General features: G+C 46.8%; 16 protein-coding genes. 8 read left to right on the top strand and 8 right to left on the bottom strand.

What is annotated here, in order from left to right; genetic code table 11:
* Nucleotides 1–102 precede the first annotated feature (102 nt).
* Nucleotides 103–1,122, top strand: coding sequence for a Sll0314/Alr1548 family TPR repeat-containing protein (locus QUB52_RS03030; protein ID WP_442923206.1), 1,020 nt, complete (start codon nucleotides 103–105; stop codon nucleotides 1,120–1,122).
* Between the two features lie 15 nt (nucleotides 1,123–1,137).
* On the top strand, nucleotides 1,138–1,599 hold the full coding sequence (locus tag QUB52_RS03025) for a DUF3531 family protein (RefSeq protein WP_265235271.1): 462 nt from the start codon (nucleotides 1,138–1,140) through the stop codon (nucleotides 1,597–1,599).
* Nucleotides 1,600–1,756: 157 nt separating this feature from the next.
* On the opposite strand, the gene QUB52_RS03020 is transcribed toward QUB52_RS03025, so the two are convergent.
* Nucleotides 1,757–2,119 carry a phage holin family protein gene (locus tag QUB52_RS03020; RefSeq protein WP_265235270.1) on the bottom strand — a complete coding sequence of 121 codons (363 nt, stop codon included), beginning with the start codon at nucleotides 2,117–2,119 and terminating at the stop codon, nucleotides 1,757–1,759.
* Nucleotides 2,120–2,139: 20 nt separating this feature from the next.
* Nucleotides 2,140–3,231, bottom strand: a complete 1,092-nt coding sequence (ychF, locus tag QUB52_RS03015; protein ID WP_332974253.1) for a redox-regulated ATPase YchF — start codon at nucleotides 3,229–3,231, stop codon at nucleotides 2,140–2,142.
* A 126-nt stretch (nucleotides 3,232–3,357) separates the two neighbouring features.
* Between ychF and QUB52_RS03010 the strand changes: the two genes are divergently transcribed.
* Nucleotides 3,358–3,714, top strand: a complete 357-nt coding sequence (locus tag QUB52_RS03010; protein ID WP_332974251.1) for a hypothetical protein — start codon at nucleotides 3,358–3,360, stop codon at nucleotides 3,712–3,714.
* 133 nt (nucleotides 3,715–3,847) lie between these two features.
* Here the strand turns inward: QUB52_RS03010 and QUB52_RS03005 are convergent, their stop codons facing one another.
* Nucleotides 3,848–4,072: a gamma-aminobutyric acid A receptor, epsilon-like protein gene (locus QUB52_RS03005; protein ID WP_332974249.1), complete on the bottom strand. Its 225-nt coding sequence runs from the start codon at nucleotides 4,070–4,072 to the stop codon at nucleotides 3,848–3,850.
* A gap of 381 nt (nucleotides 4,073–4,453) precedes the next feature.
* Here QUB52_RS03005 and QUB52_RS03000 point away from each other — a divergent pair, with 381 nt between their 5' ends.
* From QUB52_RS03000 to QUB52_RS02990, 3 genes are all read left to right on the top strand, one after another.
* Entirely contained in the window at nucleotides 4,454–6,001 is a 1,548-nt protein-coding gene (locus QUB52_RS03000) for an aminotransferase class I/II-fold pyridoxal phosphate-dependent enzyme (RefSeq protein ID WP_332976114.1), read from the top strand.
* Nucleotides 6,002–6,157: 156 nt separating this feature from the next.
* Nucleotides 6,158–6,751 (top strand): precorrin-6Y C5,15-methyltransferase subunit CbiT, encoded by a 594-nt coding sequence (gene cbiT / locus QUB52_RS02995; protein ID WP_332972389.1) that lies wholly within the window; start codon nucleotides 6,158–6,160, stop codon nucleotides 6,749–6,751.
* A 445-nt stretch (nucleotides 6,752–7,196) separates the two neighbouring features.
* On the top strand, nucleotides 7,197–8,105 hold the full coding sequence (locus tag QUB52_RS02990) for a phosphatidate cytidylyltransferase (RefSeq protein WP_265235809.1): 909 nt from the start codon (nucleotides 7,197–7,199) through the stop codon (nucleotides 8,103–8,105).
* A gap of 146 nt (nucleotides 8,106–8,251) precedes the next feature.
* Here the strand turns inward: QUB52_RS02990 and QUB52_RS02985 are convergent, their stop codons facing one another.
* Nucleotides 8,252–9,043, bottom strand: a complete 792-nt coding sequence (locus QUB52_RS02985) for an LmeA family phospholipid-binding protein (RefSeq protein WP_332965729.1) — start codon at nucleotides 9,041–9,043, stop codon at nucleotides 8,252–8,254.
* Between the two features lie 601 nt (nucleotides 9,044–9,644).
* Between QUB52_RS02985 and QUB52_RS02980 the strand changes: the two genes are divergently transcribed.
* Both QUB52_RS02980 and QUB52_RS02975 read left to right on the top strand, forming a co-directional pair.
* Complete coding sequence (locus QUB52_RS02980; RefSeq protein ID WP_265235807.1) at nucleotides 9,645–10,439, top strand: pseudouridine synthase; 795 nt, start codon at nucleotides 9,645–9,647, stop codon at nucleotides 10,437–10,439.
* Nucleotides 10,376–11,317, top strand: a complete 942-nt coding sequence (locus QUB52_RS02975; RefSeq protein WP_332976112.1) for a helix-turn-helix domain-containing protein — start codon at nucleotides 10,376–10,378, stop codon at nucleotides 11,315–11,317. Before QUB52_RS02980 ends, QUB52_RS02975 begins: the two co-directional genes overlap by 64 nt.
* A 141-nt stretch (nucleotides 11,318–11,458) precedes the next feature.
* Here the strand turns inward: QUB52_RS02975 and malQ are convergent, their stop codons facing one another.
* The 4 genes from malQ to QUB52_RS02955 form a co-directional block, all read right to left on the bottom strand.
* Nucleotides 11,459–12,967: a 4-alpha-glucanotransferase gene (gene malQ / locus QUB52_RS02970; protein ID WP_332972387.1), complete on the bottom strand. Its 1,509-nt coding sequence runs from the start codon at nucleotides 12,965–12,967 to the stop codon at nucleotides 11,459–11,461.
* A 575-nt stretch (nucleotides 12,968–13,542) separates the two neighbouring features.
* Nucleotides 13,543–13,668, bottom strand: coding sequence for a photosystem II protein Y (locus tag QUB52_RS02965; RefSeq protein WP_265235804.1), 126 nt, complete (start codon nucleotides 13,666–13,668; stop codon nucleotides 13,543–13,545).
* 183 nt (nucleotides 13,669–13,851) lie between these two features.
* On the bottom strand, nucleotides 13,852–14,610 hold the full coding sequence (locus tag QUB52_RS02960; protein WP_265235803.1) for a MinD/ParA family ATP-binding protein: 759 nt from the start codon (nucleotides 14,608–14,610) through the stop codon (nucleotides 13,852–13,854).
* A gap of 390 nt (nucleotides 14,611–15,000) precedes the next feature.
* Entirely contained in the window at nucleotides 15,001–16,791 is a 1,791-nt protein-coding gene (locus tag QUB52_RS02955; protein WP_332972386.1) for a CHASE2 domain-containing protein, read from the bottom strand.
* Between the last annotated feature and the right edge of the window lie 102 nt (nucleotides 16,792–16,893).

Here is a 16,893-nt window from a genome sequence, read left to right as displayed (position 1 = left end):
ATCAAGCAAATTCAATTCTTTTTTTGCTCGCGGCTCTCTTGGTCTGAGAACGCAACTCATAGGTTTCTAGTTTACACTATATTACACGAGTGGGAATTGACCATGACAAAAAACCCTTTAGCATCGCTTGGGAAACAAATGTTAAATTCTAAACAGACAGTGCGGGCGATCGCCCTTGGAGCAAGTGCGATCGTCTTGGGCCTCTGCATTAACTCCGCAGTAGCGGGGGATCCCTTTCGCAGCAGCAACCCACAGGCGATCGGGCCAAACACCGAAGCAGCCTTCAAAACAATGTTTGAACAAGGAAACTACAAACAAGCAAAAGTCCAAGTTCAACAAGCACTATTAGCCGAACCAAACGAGCCGCTAGCCTATGCAATGGCAGCCTCCCTATCCTACATCGAGCAGGACTTCAAGTCGATGAATTCCTACGCGCAAAAAACCCGCGAAGTAGGCGAAAACTTGAGCAAAACCAACCCATTACGCGGTAACCTATACACAGCAGTCGGTCACTTTCTAGAAGGAGCAAATGCCATAGCCAAAGAAGGAACAGCCAAAGGCGCGCCCCAAGCACTCAACAAACTGCGAGTAGTATTTCAATACCTAGATGAAGCCGAAAAAATAGCTCCCAACGACCCCGAACTAAACCTGCTCAAAGGCTACATGGACTTAATGCTAGCCACAAACCTGCCCTTTTCCAACCCCAGCGAAGCCATTAAACGACTCGAAGAAAAAGCTTCTCCCCGCTACTTAGCTTATCGCGGCATGGCAGTAGGCTATCGAGACTTGAAAAAATACGATCGCGCCCTAGAATTTGCCAACAAATCCCTAGCAGAAACACCAAACAATCCAGAAATTCTTTATCTCAAAGCACAAATCTTATTTTCCCAAGCCAGGGGAAAAGACACCAACAAAACCCTACTAGAAGAAGCCCGCCAAAACTTCGACGCAGCCTTAGTAAAACCAGACCAACTACCGCGCAGTTTAGTAGCCGAAATCTTCTTTCAGCAGTGCAAAACCCGCAACCGTCTCGACAGCCAACCTCGCAACTGCGACCCAATGCGCGATAAAATTAGAGATGCAGATGGCATCTGGGGGCCGACGGCTTTACCACCACTATAAAAATACCAAAACACCATGAAAGTACAGTTTCGCGAGTTTAACCCCTTTGACCTCTGGATTTGGCTGAAGTTTAGCAACGTGCCTTCAAACGGTGAAAAACAGTATGTTGAAGAAGTATTTGACTCTTGGTTTTTCTTGGGAAAACTCGGAGGATTTAATGCAGAAAATTTGCAAGTTCAAGATGAAGGCTTAGATATCAGTGACATGGATTACGATGTTAATCTAGCCGACCAAAGCATGATGGCTTTGATGCACAATATGGGAGAAATGGAGTATCAAGGTGCTTGGGCTCGCTGTTGGTTTGATTTAGGGACTAGCGACGCTATCGGCATCGATATTTTAATTAATGTTTTCCAGCAACTAAGCAAAGAATTCGTGACGGTTGAAGAATTGATTATCGGCGGGGAACATCCAGACTGGCCTGTGGAAAATAGTCGCAGTCGAGATGCTTTTATCCCTGACAATTACTCCTCATAGGTCATTAGTCATTGGTCATTGGTCATTGGTCATTGGTCATTGGTCATTGGTCATTGGTCATTGGTCATTAGTCATTAGTCATTAGGGGCGGGTTTAGCCGGGGATATTTGCTATAGCTAACAAGACAGATAAACCCGCCCCTTCCGCGTTACTTTCTCTACCGACTTGGCAGCGTACTCAACAACTGATAAAGAATAGAGTTAATAAAACCGAGGGCTACAGCGCCCAACAAAGCACTCCAAATTCCCCACCGCAAGCGAAATCCTTCGACTAGCCAAGCCGCCAATCCAAAGATAGCAGCGTTGATAACAATCATAAACAAACCAAAAGTTACCAATACAAAGGGAAAACCAAAAACCACAAAAAGCGGCCGCACCAAAGCATTCAGCAATCCAAAAACTGCCGCCGAAACCATCGCTTTTCCAAAAGTGTCAATGTCCACCCCGATGGGTAACTTGGAAATAATAAAAAAGCTCACCGATGTTACTAGCCAAGCAATTGCCAGCGAAACGATATCCATTTGCTTATCTCCTTAAAAGACTACACATTAAATCGGAACAACAACACATCGCCCTCTTGTACAACATACTGCTTTCCTTCACTGCGAACTAAGCCTTTTTCCTTAGCAGCATTCATCGCGCCCGTAGCAACCAAATCTTCATAAGCTACAGTTTCGGCCCGGATGAAACCCCGCTCAAAATCGGAGTGAATCACCCCCGCAGCTTGCGGTGCTAACATTCCGGCGATAATCGTCCAAGCGCGAGTTTCCTGCGGCCCGCTAGTGAAATAAGTCCGCAAACCCAATAAGTCGTAAGTAGCTCGAATCAAAGATTTTAAGCCACCTTCACTCACCCCCAGAGATTCTAAGAAATCCGCCCGTTCTTCTTCTGGTAGATCCACCAATTCTGACTCAACTTGCGCCGAAACTATGACAACCTTAGCATTTTCTTTAGCTGCTATTTCCCGCACTTGTTCGACATAGCTATTTCCAGTTCCTAAATCGTCTTCAGACACGTTAGCCGCATAGATAATCGGCTTGTTTGTTAACAATTCTAAACCTTTAACTAATTCAGCTTCTTCGTCAGTTAAACTGCACTGGCGCACGGGTTTTTCGGCATTCAAAACTACAACCAATTTTTCAAGCACGTCCACTTCTGCTTGAGCTTCCTTATTGTTGCGGGCTTGTTTGCGAGTGCGATCGAGCCTGCGTTCAATTTGAGCTAAATCTGCTAAAATCAGTTCCAGATTGATAATGTCAATATCTCGTTGGGGATCGACAGAACCTGCAACGTGAATGATATCATCATTGTCAAAACAGCGGACAACGTGGACGATCGCATCCACAGCCCGAATGTGAGACAAAAACTGATTTCCCAGCCCTTCCCCCTGACTCGCACCCTTCACCAAACCCGCAATATCGACAAACTCCATCCGCGTCGGCACAGTTTGGGCAGAATTACCAATATTGCTCAGCACCTTCAGCCGTTCGTCTGGTACTGCCACGATACCCGTATTGGGTTCGATCGTACAAAATGGAAAATTAGCAGCAGTCGCCTTGGCATTAGCCACCAAAGCATTAAACAAAGTAGATTTGCCAACATTAGGCAGTCCGACAATTCCGGCAGTAAGCATAGCTATTTAGAAACATATCACTTCACTGTCTCAAAATATCATAAGCAATAGCAATATATCTGACTTCTCTTTTCTAACTTCTAAAGCTAAGCTTGAATAAATATCGAACTTGAGGTAGATGGCTAAATGGTTAACAAGTTGTTAAGCAAAGTAACGATCGCTGCGGGGCTGTCGCTACCCCTGTTAGCGCTGACAGCAGCTAGCGTTTTCGCTCGGACAATCCAAATTTCGGTGGTTAATAACAGCGGCAGGACGATGACAGCCGTCTATATGGCTCCTCCCGATAAGGATACTTGGGGAAAAAACGAGCTAAAGGCCCCCCTTGCCGATCGGGAAATAGCAGATTTTGAGTGGAATCAAGCTGACTACGCCGGCTCGGATGCGGGCTGTGTTTTCCAGGTCAGGGCCGAATACTCTGACGGCAACGCCACTGAGTTGGCTGCTGTTGACCTTTGTAAAGAGAGTGCGCTCAACTTCAAGTAATCGATAATTTAGACAAAAACCGAGTTTTTTCAAGTCTGATATTCATCAAAAAGATTGGGGACTTGGGAGAAACCCGGTTTTTGCGATCGACCTCACAAACAATCTTAAATTTCGCGATCGACTAAAACCTAATTTAGATAGGTTCAGGAATTGTCTGAGGAATAGGCCCAGGAACCGTTTGAGGAATCGGAGAAGGTACAGGTTCCGGCACCGGTGCGGGAATTGGCTCAGGAAACGGCGCAGGAATCGGTTGTGGTACCGAGCCAGGCACCGGTGGCGACGAAGGAATTTCTGGCAGCCCCGGTTCAGTAGTGGGAATCTGCGGGCCTGGAAACGGAGTAGGGTTGGGAAAAATCATGTTAGTTTTTAGCTCAGCTAATAGAGAAGTTTCTCAAACATTTTGTCGCCACTTCCAGTCATTTATAAAAATAAAAACAACTAATGTGTGACATTGTTTAATTGCCGTAAAATTTAATTGCAAAGATTGCAATTAAAGTCTTAAATTTATCTGCGTTCATCTGTGTTTATCTGCCAACATCTGCGGTTGCAATGTCAATCAAATATTTAGGCGATCGTTGTACAATTATCCTAAACCAACAATAAATTACACATCTATCTAAATAGCGATAATTAACTGTTACGTCCGCCTATAATTAGGCCTTGAGTATTAGGGAATATCCCAACCCAGATCCAGTGAGTCATCCCCAATCTAAAATCTAAAATTTTAAATTATATAAGCGTGTTAGCACCAAACCCTCAACAACAAACACCGCTATTAGATGCCCTGCGCGATCGCACAAACCACCATCACAGCCCATTTTACGCCCCCGGACACAAACGCGGACAAGGCATCTCCCAGCAGCTAGTGGACTTATTCGGTGCCGCAGTATTTCGCTCAGATTTGCCAGAATTGCCGGAATTAGACAATCTCTTCAACCCAGAAAATGTAATTGCGCGAGCTCAAGAGTTAGCAGCAGCAGCATTTGCAGCAGACTCAACTCGCTTTTTAGCCAACGGTTCGACTGGCGGAATCATCGCAGCAATTGTAGCGACTTGCGGGCCCGGCGATAAAATTATCTTGCCTCGAAATATCCACTCCTCGGCAATATCCGGCTTAATCTTATCCGGTGCAATTCCAATTTTTGTCAATCCAGAGTACGATCGCCCTTGGGATATTGCCAACAGCATCACCCCAGAAGCCACAGCAGCAGCCCTAAAACAACATCCCGACGCGAAAGCAGTAATGGTGGTCTACCCAACCTATCACGGCGTTTGCGGGGATTTGCGGGCGATCGCCCAAATTACCCATCAATACAACATCCCGTTATTAGCAGACGAAGCCCACGGCGCGCACTTTAACTTTCACCCAAACTTACCAGAACCGGCCCTATCAGCCGGGGCAGATTTAACGGTACAATCAATCCACAAAACCCTCGGTGCAATGACACAAGCATCGATGCTGCACCTTAAGGGCGATCGGATAAATATCCAAAAACTCGATCGAGCATTGCAGCTAGTACAATCCACCAGTCCCAGCTACTTATTATTAGCATCATTAGACGCCGCCCGCCAACAAATGGCCCTCCACGGCAGGGAATTAATGGCGCAAACCTTACTATTAGCAGACAAAGCGCGCGATCGTCTCAGTCAAATTCCCGGCTTATCAGTTTTAGAACTATCAAACACGCCCGGTTTTGCCACATTAGACAGAACCAGGCTAACAGTAAAAGTATCCGATTTAGGAATTACAGGATTTGCTGCTGATGAAATTCTACACTCGGAACTTGGAGTCACCGCAGAACTTCCCATGCCGCAGCATTTAACATTTATTATAAGTTTGGGAAATACAGAATCAGATATTGAAAATCTAGTTAAAGCTTTTACGCTTTTAGCAGGAAGAAGCAAGTTCGGCAGCAAGCAATGTGCGGGATTTAACGGATTTAACGGATCGATGTTTAAGGAATTAGGAATCAGGGATCAGGAAGATTTTTTCTATCCCCCCCTCTCCCCTTCTCCCCCTCTCCCCCTCTCCCCCTCTCCCACTCCCCCACTTTCCCCCCGCGAGGCCTTCTTTTCCCCGGCGGAAACGGTAAGAATAGACCAAGCGGTCGATCGCCTCAGCGCCGAACTCATCTGTCCCTATCCCCCAGGAATACCAGTTTTGATGCCCGGTGAAATCATTACCCCACAAGCCCTTGACTACCTGCAACAAGTCCTTGCAGCAGGCGGAAAAATCACAGGTTGCAGCGATAGAAGCCTCCAAACCCTCAAAGTTGTGCGAGAGTAAACATTAAGGATTGGGGGAAATGGGGAAATGAGGGATAGTGGGAGATGGGAAAAATCTTCCCTCTTCCCTCTTCCCTCTTCCTTCTTCCCTCTTCCTTCTTCCTTCTTCCTTCTTCCTTCTTCCTTCTTCCTTCTTCCTTCCATTAAAAATAAAACTATGCTTTGGCCCTACGTGACTCCTGGTATTCCCGATGACTTATTTGAACGTTTACCGGGAATTCCCATGAGTAAGCGAGAAGTCCGACTGCTGTTACTCTCCCACCTGCGACTGCAAGCAGATTCATTAGTGTGGGACATCGGCGCAGGTACTGGTACAATTGCTGTAGAAACAGGTTTGCTTTGTCCCAAAGGTCGGATTATCGCCGTCGAAAGGGACGAAGAAGTAGCCAGCTTGATTCGCAGAAATTGCGATCGATTCGAGCTCAAAAACGTAGAAGTCATCGAAGGTAGCGCCCCAGAATGCCTCGAAAACCTATCCCAAGCCCCCCACCGAGTCTGCATCGAAGGAGGTCGCCCCATTAAAATGATTCTCAAGGAAGTCTGGCGGTACTTGCAGCCCCGCGGTCGAGTTGTCGCCACAGCATCGAATTTAGAAAATCTTTACGCCCTTTCCGAAAGCTTCGCCGAGTTGCAAGTCCGCAACATCGAAGTAGTCCAGTCCGCCGTCAACCGCTTAGAGACTCGCGGCCTGAGTCAAACCTTTGCAGCCGTCAATCCCATCTTTATTCTCAGCGGCGAAAAGCTTGATTAGTCATTGGTCATTAGTCATTAGTCATTAGTCATTAGTCATTAGTCATCAGTCATTAGTCATCAGTCATTAGACTGACATACTTCCACACCAAATCAAAGATGATGATGTGGGCCCAGACGCTGGATGACTGAGAATCAAACACTAAATGTAATTCTTAACCTTTTTTACGTTCGCTTAACGTTCATACTTAGAGTAAGGGCGACCATAGCTGGATCGATCGCCTGAGTTGAGATTTTGGATCGCCAATTGGTGATGCGGTTGGCTGTACAAGCGAGAAACCCGTACCTTAACAATCCTTGCATCCCAAATCCCAAATCGACTAACCCCTGCCCAAAACCACAATTTTAGACTAAGGTTCAACCTCCCAGATTCATCTGCCCTTGTAAATCTCAAATCTCAAATCTAAAATCGACTGACCCGCCATCTGCTGTGAGAAATTCATTTTATGCCTTGGTCTCGTATCCTGAGTGGAATAGTTGCGATCGCCCTTGCTTTGGGAATGATTATTATGGGGGGATGGTACTTCACCCTCGGCTTTTGCGTCATCGTCTACCTAGGTCAATTGGAGTATTTTGAATTAGCCCGGGCTAAAGGGATTTTACCCGCTGCCAAAACGACCTTAGCTGTCAGTCAAGGTCTGCTAATTACTGCGGCCTTGGCCCCGCAACTCGTAGATGCCATGTTTCCCCTAGCCGGAACCTTAATCTGTTTCTACCTGTTATTCCAACCTAAATTATCGACGATTGCCGATATTGCCTCCTCAATTTTAGGATTGTTCTACGGCGGTTATTTGCCCAGCTATTGGGTACGGCTGCGAGTCGGTCTCGACCAGGCAAATATTGCTACAACCCAATTTTCCCAAACAGTAGCCAGCAATGCGCCCGTTAACATTCACCCGTCCCTGTCTTGGACAAGTCACAGCAACCTATCTTTAGGATTCACTTCGCTGCTGCTGGCTTTCTTCTGCATTTGGGCCGCTGACATTGGCGCTTACTTTGTCGGCAAATTCTTCGGTCGCACTAGCCTCTCCCACATCAGCCCCAAAAAAACCGTTGAAGGTGCCGTATTTGGTGTTTGCGGCAGCATCGCCGTGGCCGTCGCCGGGTCTTGGTATTTACAATGGCCGGGCTGGCCCTATACTGGGGCTGCTTTTGGTCTGTTGATTGGGGTTGCTAGTTTGTTGGGAGATTTAACTGAGTCGATGATGAAGCGAGACGCGGGGGTTAAGGATTCGGGACAGTTGATCCCCGGTCACGGCGGCATTCTCGATCGCACTGACAGTTATGTTTTTACCGCACCATTAGTCTACTATTTTGTGACTTTGTTATTGCCCGCGATCGAGTCTTTCTTTTGACAAGTCGGAGCGAATAAACTTGAATTGCCAAAGTCATAAACTATCTTGAAAAGCATCTGCGTTGATCTGTGTGGATCTGCCTTTCATCTGCGGTCGATCTATCAATCAAAGATTTATGCAATCCTGTCTAATCGGGTGAGATCCGGCTAAGGCAAAACTCTAATTGAACCCCGACAAACAATCTCCCCCGGACTCAAAATTAAGTCCTCAATCTCGACTTCCTGCCCAAAATCAATTTTAAAATCATTGACATCACTGCTCTTTAATTCTAGATCAACTTCGATTTCCGGTGCTTCAAACACCAATTCGCGACCGCTGGCTATCCGCAAACCAGTCCGCAATACAACAGGAATTTGCGTGTCGCCAGCGCCCAAAAGAGTCGCCGAAAGCGTCAACTTCCCTGCCTCAATTGTGATCTGCGAATTTTCTAACTTCAGCGACTTTTCGCGATCGGTCAACGGCAGCATTGGTAGCAAAAACTCGCTCAAAGCATCAGCCAGCAAAGGCGCTTTCAGCGACGCATTCAAATCCGCTTGGCTGAGCCTCAAAACGCCTGTTACGGGAATGGATTCGAGCAGCCGCAGTGGTTTGCCTTTGAGAGCTTGACCGAGATTGATGCGAATGCCACAGCCCTCTAGGGCAACTTCTGTTAAGTGTAATCCTTTATACACAGCACCGCTCGCAGCCACTGTTACCTTGGGGATCGCACCGCTGAAAATTTGTCGATCGCTCCCCTCAATTTTCACCTTCAACTCGTCAACCTGCTGAACTTGCGATCGCAGCAACAACTGCACCGCCGGAGACAGCACCGAACTCGCGATCCGGCTGCCTTGGCTCGGTGGCGGTGTCCCCGGTTCCTCGCCGAGATTAGGAGTTTCAGCAGCGCCAGCAGCGCCAGCTCTATTGTCAAATAAAAGAGAGTTACGATCGACAGTCATAAACAATTTCAGAATACAAACCCTTAATATTCAAGCACAGAAACTCAACTAGGACTCGCGCATCCGGCCTCAGAAACCCGATTTCTGCACAGATATATCGCCGTCAACCTTTGATTTTGCCTGATAACCGGGTTGATGAGTGTAACCCCTAAATAACATAACCAAAGAAGCAGAAATCAGGAATCAGCAACGCCTGAAGCAGCAAAATTTTCACCCTTTCCCCCCTCAGGATCTCTCCTGAGTTGGCGAGTTATGCGATCCCCAGATAAATTTCGCGATCGAGCGTATAAAATTAACCAGCAGTACCGGTTTTATGGTAGTGTTGGTGAATAGTCGGGTCAGACCCACACATCTCAAACCAGCAACAAACTAAGGGTGCAGGCAATCGCCTGCCACGAGTCTTTTCCTCGTAGTTTTTGCACAACATTCAGGGTTATGCCATAAGGACAATCTGCACCGGGCGCAACGCCCTGTAAGGATTGATCCAGCATTAAAATTTATTCCCAACCAGGAATTGAGCATTGATAGTAAGGTTAATCCATTAACCGTGTCGTACTTCCTCCCCCCACCGCTCTCCGTTGGCGGTTTCCACACTCCCGTCATGTCTGACCAAAGGCTGCAAAAAATCCTCGCCCAGTGGGGCATTGCCTCTCGCCGTCTTGCAGAACAGATGATTGTAGCTGGACGAGTCCGAGTTAATGGCAATATTATTCATTTAGGACAAAAGGCAAATCCCGATCGCGATTTCATCGAAGTCGATGGAGTCCCAGTCAAAGCAACGGATCGACCGGCAGAGCTTTATCTGTTGCTCAACAAACCGGCAGGCGTAGTTTCTACTTGCAGCGATCCCAGAGCTCGATCGAAAGTTCTCGACCTACTGCCACCCCAACTGCGCTCAGGTCAAGGCATCCACCCCGTAGGACGCTTAGATGCAGATTCCACAGGCGCCCTCTTGCTCACCAATGATGGTAAGCTGACATTTTGTTTGACCCATCCGCGTCACTCGATCGCCAAAACTTATCAGGTTTGGGTGCTCGGCGATCCCCCGGAACCCATACTGCAAGCCTGGCGTCAGGGCATCATCTTGTCCGGTAGAAAGACTTTGCCCGCCAAAGTTAGAGTTCTCGATCGCGCGCGAGACAAAACTCTGTTAGAAGTCATTCTATCAGAAGGGAGAAACCGACAGATTCGGCGAACCGCCGAACAGTTGGGATATCCCGTAGTGCGCCTGCACCGCACAGCCATTGGCCCGATTCAATTGCAGCCGCCCGCTGGGCCAATATTGCCACCGGGCTGCTACCGACCCCTAGAAGATTCAGAAATTATTTTTTTATGGAATCTAGTCAACCTAACATCAATCAGCGTGCCACTGAATCCCCAGGAGCACAGCAGATGACAAAGAATTTATTGTTTTTATTCTTCAAAATAACTAAGCAGAAACAGCACTCCCAAGAGCCAGAACCACCCCAGAAGAAGCTAGCGGAAATTGGCGCTCAACTCCGCCAGTACCGGGAACAGCAGTCGATTTGTTTGGACAAAGTAGCCGTGGTAACCATGATTCGGCGCAATCTGCTGCAAGCCATCGAGGACGGCCAACTAGATCAACTCCCCGAACCCATTTACACTCAGGGTTTGATCAAGCGGTACGCCGAAGCAATGGGTTTGGACGCAGCTCAGTTTGCTGACTTTTTCCCGATCGAACCGCCAGCGCGATCGGCCACCCAGCTATCCTGGCAGAATGGGCCACAATTGCGGCCGATGCACCTGTACCTCTTTTACACATTTCTAATTATCTGTTCAGTCAATGTCTTATCTCAGTTAATGGGCGGTTCTCTGACAGCAAAAAACGGTGCGGGAACCAAAGAACCAGCACTTGAGCAGCAAGAACAAGCTCGTTTATTTGCTGAGACATCGAGCGCCTTAAAAAATCATAAAGCCGATAGTTACGATGCTCTGGAAGCAGCAAGAACTGGTCAAAATTTAGATAAATCTAGCAATCAACCAGTCATGGTTAGCCTCACTTTTAAGGCAGAATCCTGGATCCAGATTGAAGTTGATGGCAAACCCCAGTTTGAGGGAACTTTGCCAGTCGGCACTGTGCGCACTTGGCAGGCCACAAACAAATTGGTAGTTGTAGCTGGTAACGCCGGCGGGGTAATGATTGCTGTGAATAACGGACAAGCCGAACAACTCGGAGAACCCGGAGTTGCCAAAGAAGTTGTTGTTACCGCAGACAAGCTCAAACCTTCAGTAAAGCCCAAAAATGAAGGTTAATCGGGAATCGGGAATCGGGAATAGGTAATCGGGAATAGGTAATCGGTAATGGCTGGAAATCCACAGTTTTTAATTAGAATGTCGGTCTTTATTGACTGAGTACCAATTACCAATTACCCATTACCTATTACCAATGTTTGTTCAATTTCTCTGGGGAGCGCGCCCGGTGATGTAAGTCATAGTTTTGATCCGATCGCGCACCTCCCAATTCAAAGCCTCGCGCCGATACCGCCAGCCCCAATTTCCCTCTGCTTTCCCCGGAAAATTCATCCGCGCGTCCGTATCCAAACCCAGCAAATCTTGAAACGGCACGATCGCCAAATTAGCAATAGAAAACCAACCCATGCGAATTAAAGACCAGTGAATTCCTTGGGGATCGATGCAGCCCAAATAACGCAAAACCTCATCTCTTTCGTAGTGTTGCAGTTGATTGAACCAGCCGACAGTCGTGTCATTGTCGTGAGTACCCGTGTAAACTACGCAGTTGCGAACGTAATTGAAAGGCAAAAAAGGATCGCCAGGGCCCGCGCCGAAAGCAAACTGCAAAATCTTCATTCCCGGAAACTCGAAGCGATCGCGCAAAGCTTCCACTTCCGGAGTAATTACCCCCAAATCCTCAGCGATAATCGGCAAGTTACCAAACTTCTCATTAATTACCTCAAACAAAGCCGTTCCCGGCGCATTAATCCACTCTCCCTCCATCGCAGTTTTCTGCCCGCGCTTCACCGCCCAGTAAGCATCAAATCCTCGAAAGTGGTCAATCCGAGTCACATCTACATAAGCGAAAATCGCCTCAAAACGCTGCACCCACCACTGAAAATTAGTTGCTTCCAAAGCCTCCCAATTGTAAACAGGATTGCCCCACAATTGACCTGTTGCACTGAAGTAATCCGGCGGAACTCCCGCCATTAAAGCTGGTTCTCCGCTTGCTTCATCCAAACAAAATAAATCAGGATGCGACCACACATCAGCGCTATCGTGAGCTACATAAATCGGAATATCACCAACAATTTTAATGTCGCGCAGGTTCGCATAGCGTTTCAACTCTGTCCACTGGCGGAAAAACTCGAACTGGACGTATTTGTAGTAATAAATCTCAGTATTTAGCTGCTGCCGCCACTTGTCTAGCACCTCCGGTTTGCGTCGGGCAATTTCTGGTTCCCAAGTGTGCCAGCTAGAGCCGTTGAAGCTGTCTTTTAGTGCCATAAATAAGGCATAATCTTCCAGCCAAGTCGCTTTGCTCTCGCAAAAAGCCGAGAATTCTCTTTGCTGCACCGGCGATGCTTTCGCTTTGAAGTTTTCGCAGGCTTTTTTGAGCAGTGGTATTTTGTGCGCGATCGCCCGATCGAATTCTACAGTATCCAGCGGAAATTCCGGCGAACCATTTAAATCTTCATCGCTGAGCAATTGCTCGTCCCGCAGAATTTCCGGGCTCAGCATCAGCGGATTTCCTGCCATTGCTGAATAGCACGAATAAGGAGAATTGCCGTATCCAGTCGGGCCCAGTGGCAATATCTGCCAGTATTGCTGGTCGCTCTCTACTAAAAAGTCAATAAAGCGATATGCTTCTATTCCCATATCCCCAACGCCAAATCGGCTGGGGAAAGATGTCGGGTGGAGTAAAATGCCGCTAGCTCGGGGAAAAAGCATAATCTATCTAAAGATATAGGAGTTAAACATTGACAATTTGACCGATATTCCCTACAGGTTAAACTTCGCAGTTTGTAGGGCGATTTTCAGACCAAATACTTTTGCGATTGTCTCATATTTTCTGCGGGAACGTGCTTGCTAAATATTTGTATCGCCATCTCATCACAAATGCTGAGCCGATCGCAAAATATCAAGCTCTCCAGTTACGCGCTTACCAGCACTGTTGCCAATTGGCTTCTCTTACCCTGGATCGCTTGCTACTAAATATTTTGGTCGATCGCACCCAGTTTCTGCACAAATTTCTTTATAACTTTTATTTGGCTTTCGCCCTATCTGTCTGGAGTCGTACATTGCGATCGAGGGCTAAACATCATACAATTTTCCAAACAGGATGCAACTGCTTTACCCATGATCCAAACCCTGATGTAGTAAGTTATGCGCTATTTTCAAATTTCAAATTTCAAATCTCAAATGGCATCAGCCCTCCCTCTGCTGAAAGCCAATGCACAAATCAGCCGACTGTTTTTGTATCTCAACAAACAGTCGGCTACGAAATTACGGTGAAAATGCTGAGTTTAAGTTTCCTTATTCAACAATTTCTCCACTTGTTTGAGAGCTATAGTGCCGACGTTGTATGCAGCCCAGCCGCCCGCCAACAAAACGGGACTCAATACTATTAGTATGCGCCAGTCAAAATCCATGAGTTCTCCTCCTAAAGTTTTTTAACAAATTATCATAATCTATTTGTATCTCATTTTGTCGCCATTCTCCTGACTCCTTAAGCAAATATTGTCGCCGAAAAAGTTCCTCCACAGCACTCGCGATCGCGCTTGCAGGACATCGCGCCCCAGGAATTGAGACCCCACCGCTCTGATTACATCAAATTATCCCAAAATCTGTTTGGCAATCCCTTCCACCACCTGAGTTAGAGGGTCCTTAGGGAAGTGCAAGGCAAACACCCCCTTGCTCGCTAACAGCATCATCTTGTCGCTGTGGGGCAGCACCCCTACAACTGGGATGTCATAAATACTCTCTACTTGCCGCTTCAAATCGTCGAAATCCAAGGATTCTGGGGCTTTGTTAATCGTGATCAAAATCTTGGGGACTTCTAATTTGCGGGCCACATCTACCGTGACAGCCGTTCCCTGAAAATCTTGCTGATCCGGACGCAGAATCAGCAGCAGGATGTCGGAAATCGTAATGCTGAGCAGGGTTTCTTCGTTGAGTCCCGGATGCGTGTCGATAAATAGGTAGTCTAAGTTCAGAACATCGATCAGTTCTTGAAAGCCGTCGGTAAGCAGTCCCACGTCGTAGCCTTCCCGCAACACTCGCGCTATCTCCCCTGCTTTAATGCTCGAAGGAATCAGGTAGAGGCTGCCGTTACGGGCTAATTTTGGCAGCAGCGAACTCACATTGTAAGCCGTATCCGAGATCGGACACCGGCCCCACAGGTAATCATTCAGACAGCGATCCATGTTTTTATCGCTGAAACCGAACAGTACGTGAATCCCGGGCGATTGAATGTCTGTGTCCACAATGGCGACCCTATGTCCGCCGCGAGCGATAATAGATGCCAGGTTTGCGGTCATGTTAGATTTGCCAGTGCCACCCCGGTAAGAGTGGACAGAGATGATTTTAGACATGATATGCGTATTGCCAAGATTGAACAATTATCTATTTAAGTTTAGTCATTTATGGACTTTCAAGTTTTTTAGATGCTGGACTTTTATTGAGATCGGTTGTTGATGTATGTCCTCTATAGGTGGGAACCCTGCTTAGCTGCGAAGTCTGCCATCAATCAGACCCTAGAAACTAAGGAATTAATCAGAGGCGTATCAAACTGTAGTCTACAACCAAAAGTAATCTCAACAACCTGATTCGCAAGAGAGATAGAGGGCGTAGTAGTTTGCCCACTGTAACAGCGTAAAAATGGAATGTAAGTCATATTTGACGATAACTTCTGCAAGTTTGACCGGTAGAAACGGGGAGAATCAATTATTATTATGCAATTCGTGATTGCATTGAGTTCTCTATCAATTTTCCTTGTCTCTCAAATCCTCCTGGTCTGTTAAAGTATCAATCTTTTCATCTTTTATCCTCTTGTCTGCGCTCCTGCGCTGCCGCATCTGCTTTGCCCTGGCTTGCAAATCGCTGAACCCCTCATCGGGTTCGGTTTGGTCAGAACTAGCACTCACGCCAGGATCGATCGCGATTTCCGTTTTTGAGTCGCTTTCCGATGCAGTCGTGGTGGCGCGCTGCTTGTACTTTTTGGCATTTTCCTGCAACTGAGCTAAGTATTCATCTGCCTCGCTTTCAGCCTGGGGAATATCCGCAGCACCGACCGTTATTTCTTGGGTCTCCGAGGGTGCTTTTTCAGAGCTATTTTTTTTGCTAATTTTCAGTTCATCTTTCTTGATCTTCAATTCTTTAAAGAAATCTGATTCTACAATTTCTGCGACTTGCTGTTCTTTTTGGGCTTGGTCTATTTCGATTTTGAAGACTTGTTTTACTCGATCGCTAATTACTTTCCCGTATCCCGATTTACTAAATCTGTCTGCTGATACAATGCTGCCGCCAGTTAGGATTAATGCTAAGGCTGGCGCTGCCACAGGCACCCACCCTCCCAACAGAAAAATCCCAAAACCGAGCGCGCAACACCCCGACAGCATTGCCCCGAATGTCAGCGCCAACTTCCCTGGGTGAGCCATCCGTGATGCGATAGTTCCTCCCACAATTGACCATCCCGAAATCCACAAGATTTCTGCCCATTCCGGCCAAAACCAAAACATCGGTCTCTTGTCTAAAACAGCACTCAAAATTTGGCTGATTACTTGTGCGTGTACCACGATCCCCGGCATGAATTGATTTTTTTGCTGCCCCCCACTGTAAGGAGTATAAAATAAATCTTTAACGGTTTCTGTGGTGTAACCGATCAGCACTATTTTATCTTTAACTAACTTGGGATCAACTTTCCCTTCTAAAACATCCATAATTGTGACTTGGTTGGCGACCTTGCTTCTGGAGCGATAGTTAATTAGTATTTGATATCCCCTATTATCAATATTTCTGTATCCTCCGTCATTAGTTTCTAGTTTTTTTAATTTGGTTTTACCCAACCATAAAGATTGATCTGGTGCGAGTTGGGGATCAATTTTTTGCTGGTGCAGGTAGCGGAGTGATAGCTGGAGGTTGAAGGAATTTAAAACTTGAGAATTGTCATTACACAGATGTTTTTCTACCGAAGATTCGCCCTTGATTGTCGGCGGTTTCATAAATAATAAAGCCCTGCGGAGTATGCCGCCGGGATCGATGCCGAAATCTGCAAATCCCACTCGGTTTGTGGGAATTCCTGGAGGAGGCGGAGAACCGGGATTGTCCGGGCTGCCATCGGTGACTAAACATACCCCGATAATTCGATCGCTTTTTTGTAAAACTTTAGTTAATTCGTCGCGCCCGTCTCCTAAAGGTACGTCTCGCAGTACGTCTAAACCGATGACTGCCGGCTGCATTTTTTCCAGTTTTTGTAAGATTTCAGCTATTTTGCGATCGGATATCGGCCACTGTTTCAGTTTCTGAATGTCTCCTTCGGTAATCCCTACAACTAGCAAGCGCGGGTCTGGCTTTTCCTCTGGACGCCACCTCAGCATTTGGTCGTAAGCACTTAATTCTACTGGTTCGAGTATTCCTAGGTGTTTGGCGCCGACCAACGATAATGTTACTGCCGCGCTGGCAATTAATACAGACCTAGCAAATAAGAGTGATGGTTTATACAGTTGACTCAAGTGAGTCGCTGCCGATCGAATTGTGTTAGATATTTTACTCATTGCCACAATATAAAATTTTGACTTATTTCACCGAACAGCAGTTATTTTACTTGCAGCCAGCTACACGAGACTTCTTCCATCTTAGATCACCCGGAAACTCCG

It is taken from the genome of Microcoleus sp. A6-C6, from assembly GCF_036705955.1.
Lineage (GTDB): Bacteria > Cyanobacteriota > Cyanobacteriia > Cyanobacteriales > Microcoleaceae > Microcoleus.
Note: the sequence above shows the minus strand (reverse complement) of the source record. Positions and strands in the feature narration are given on the sequence as shown.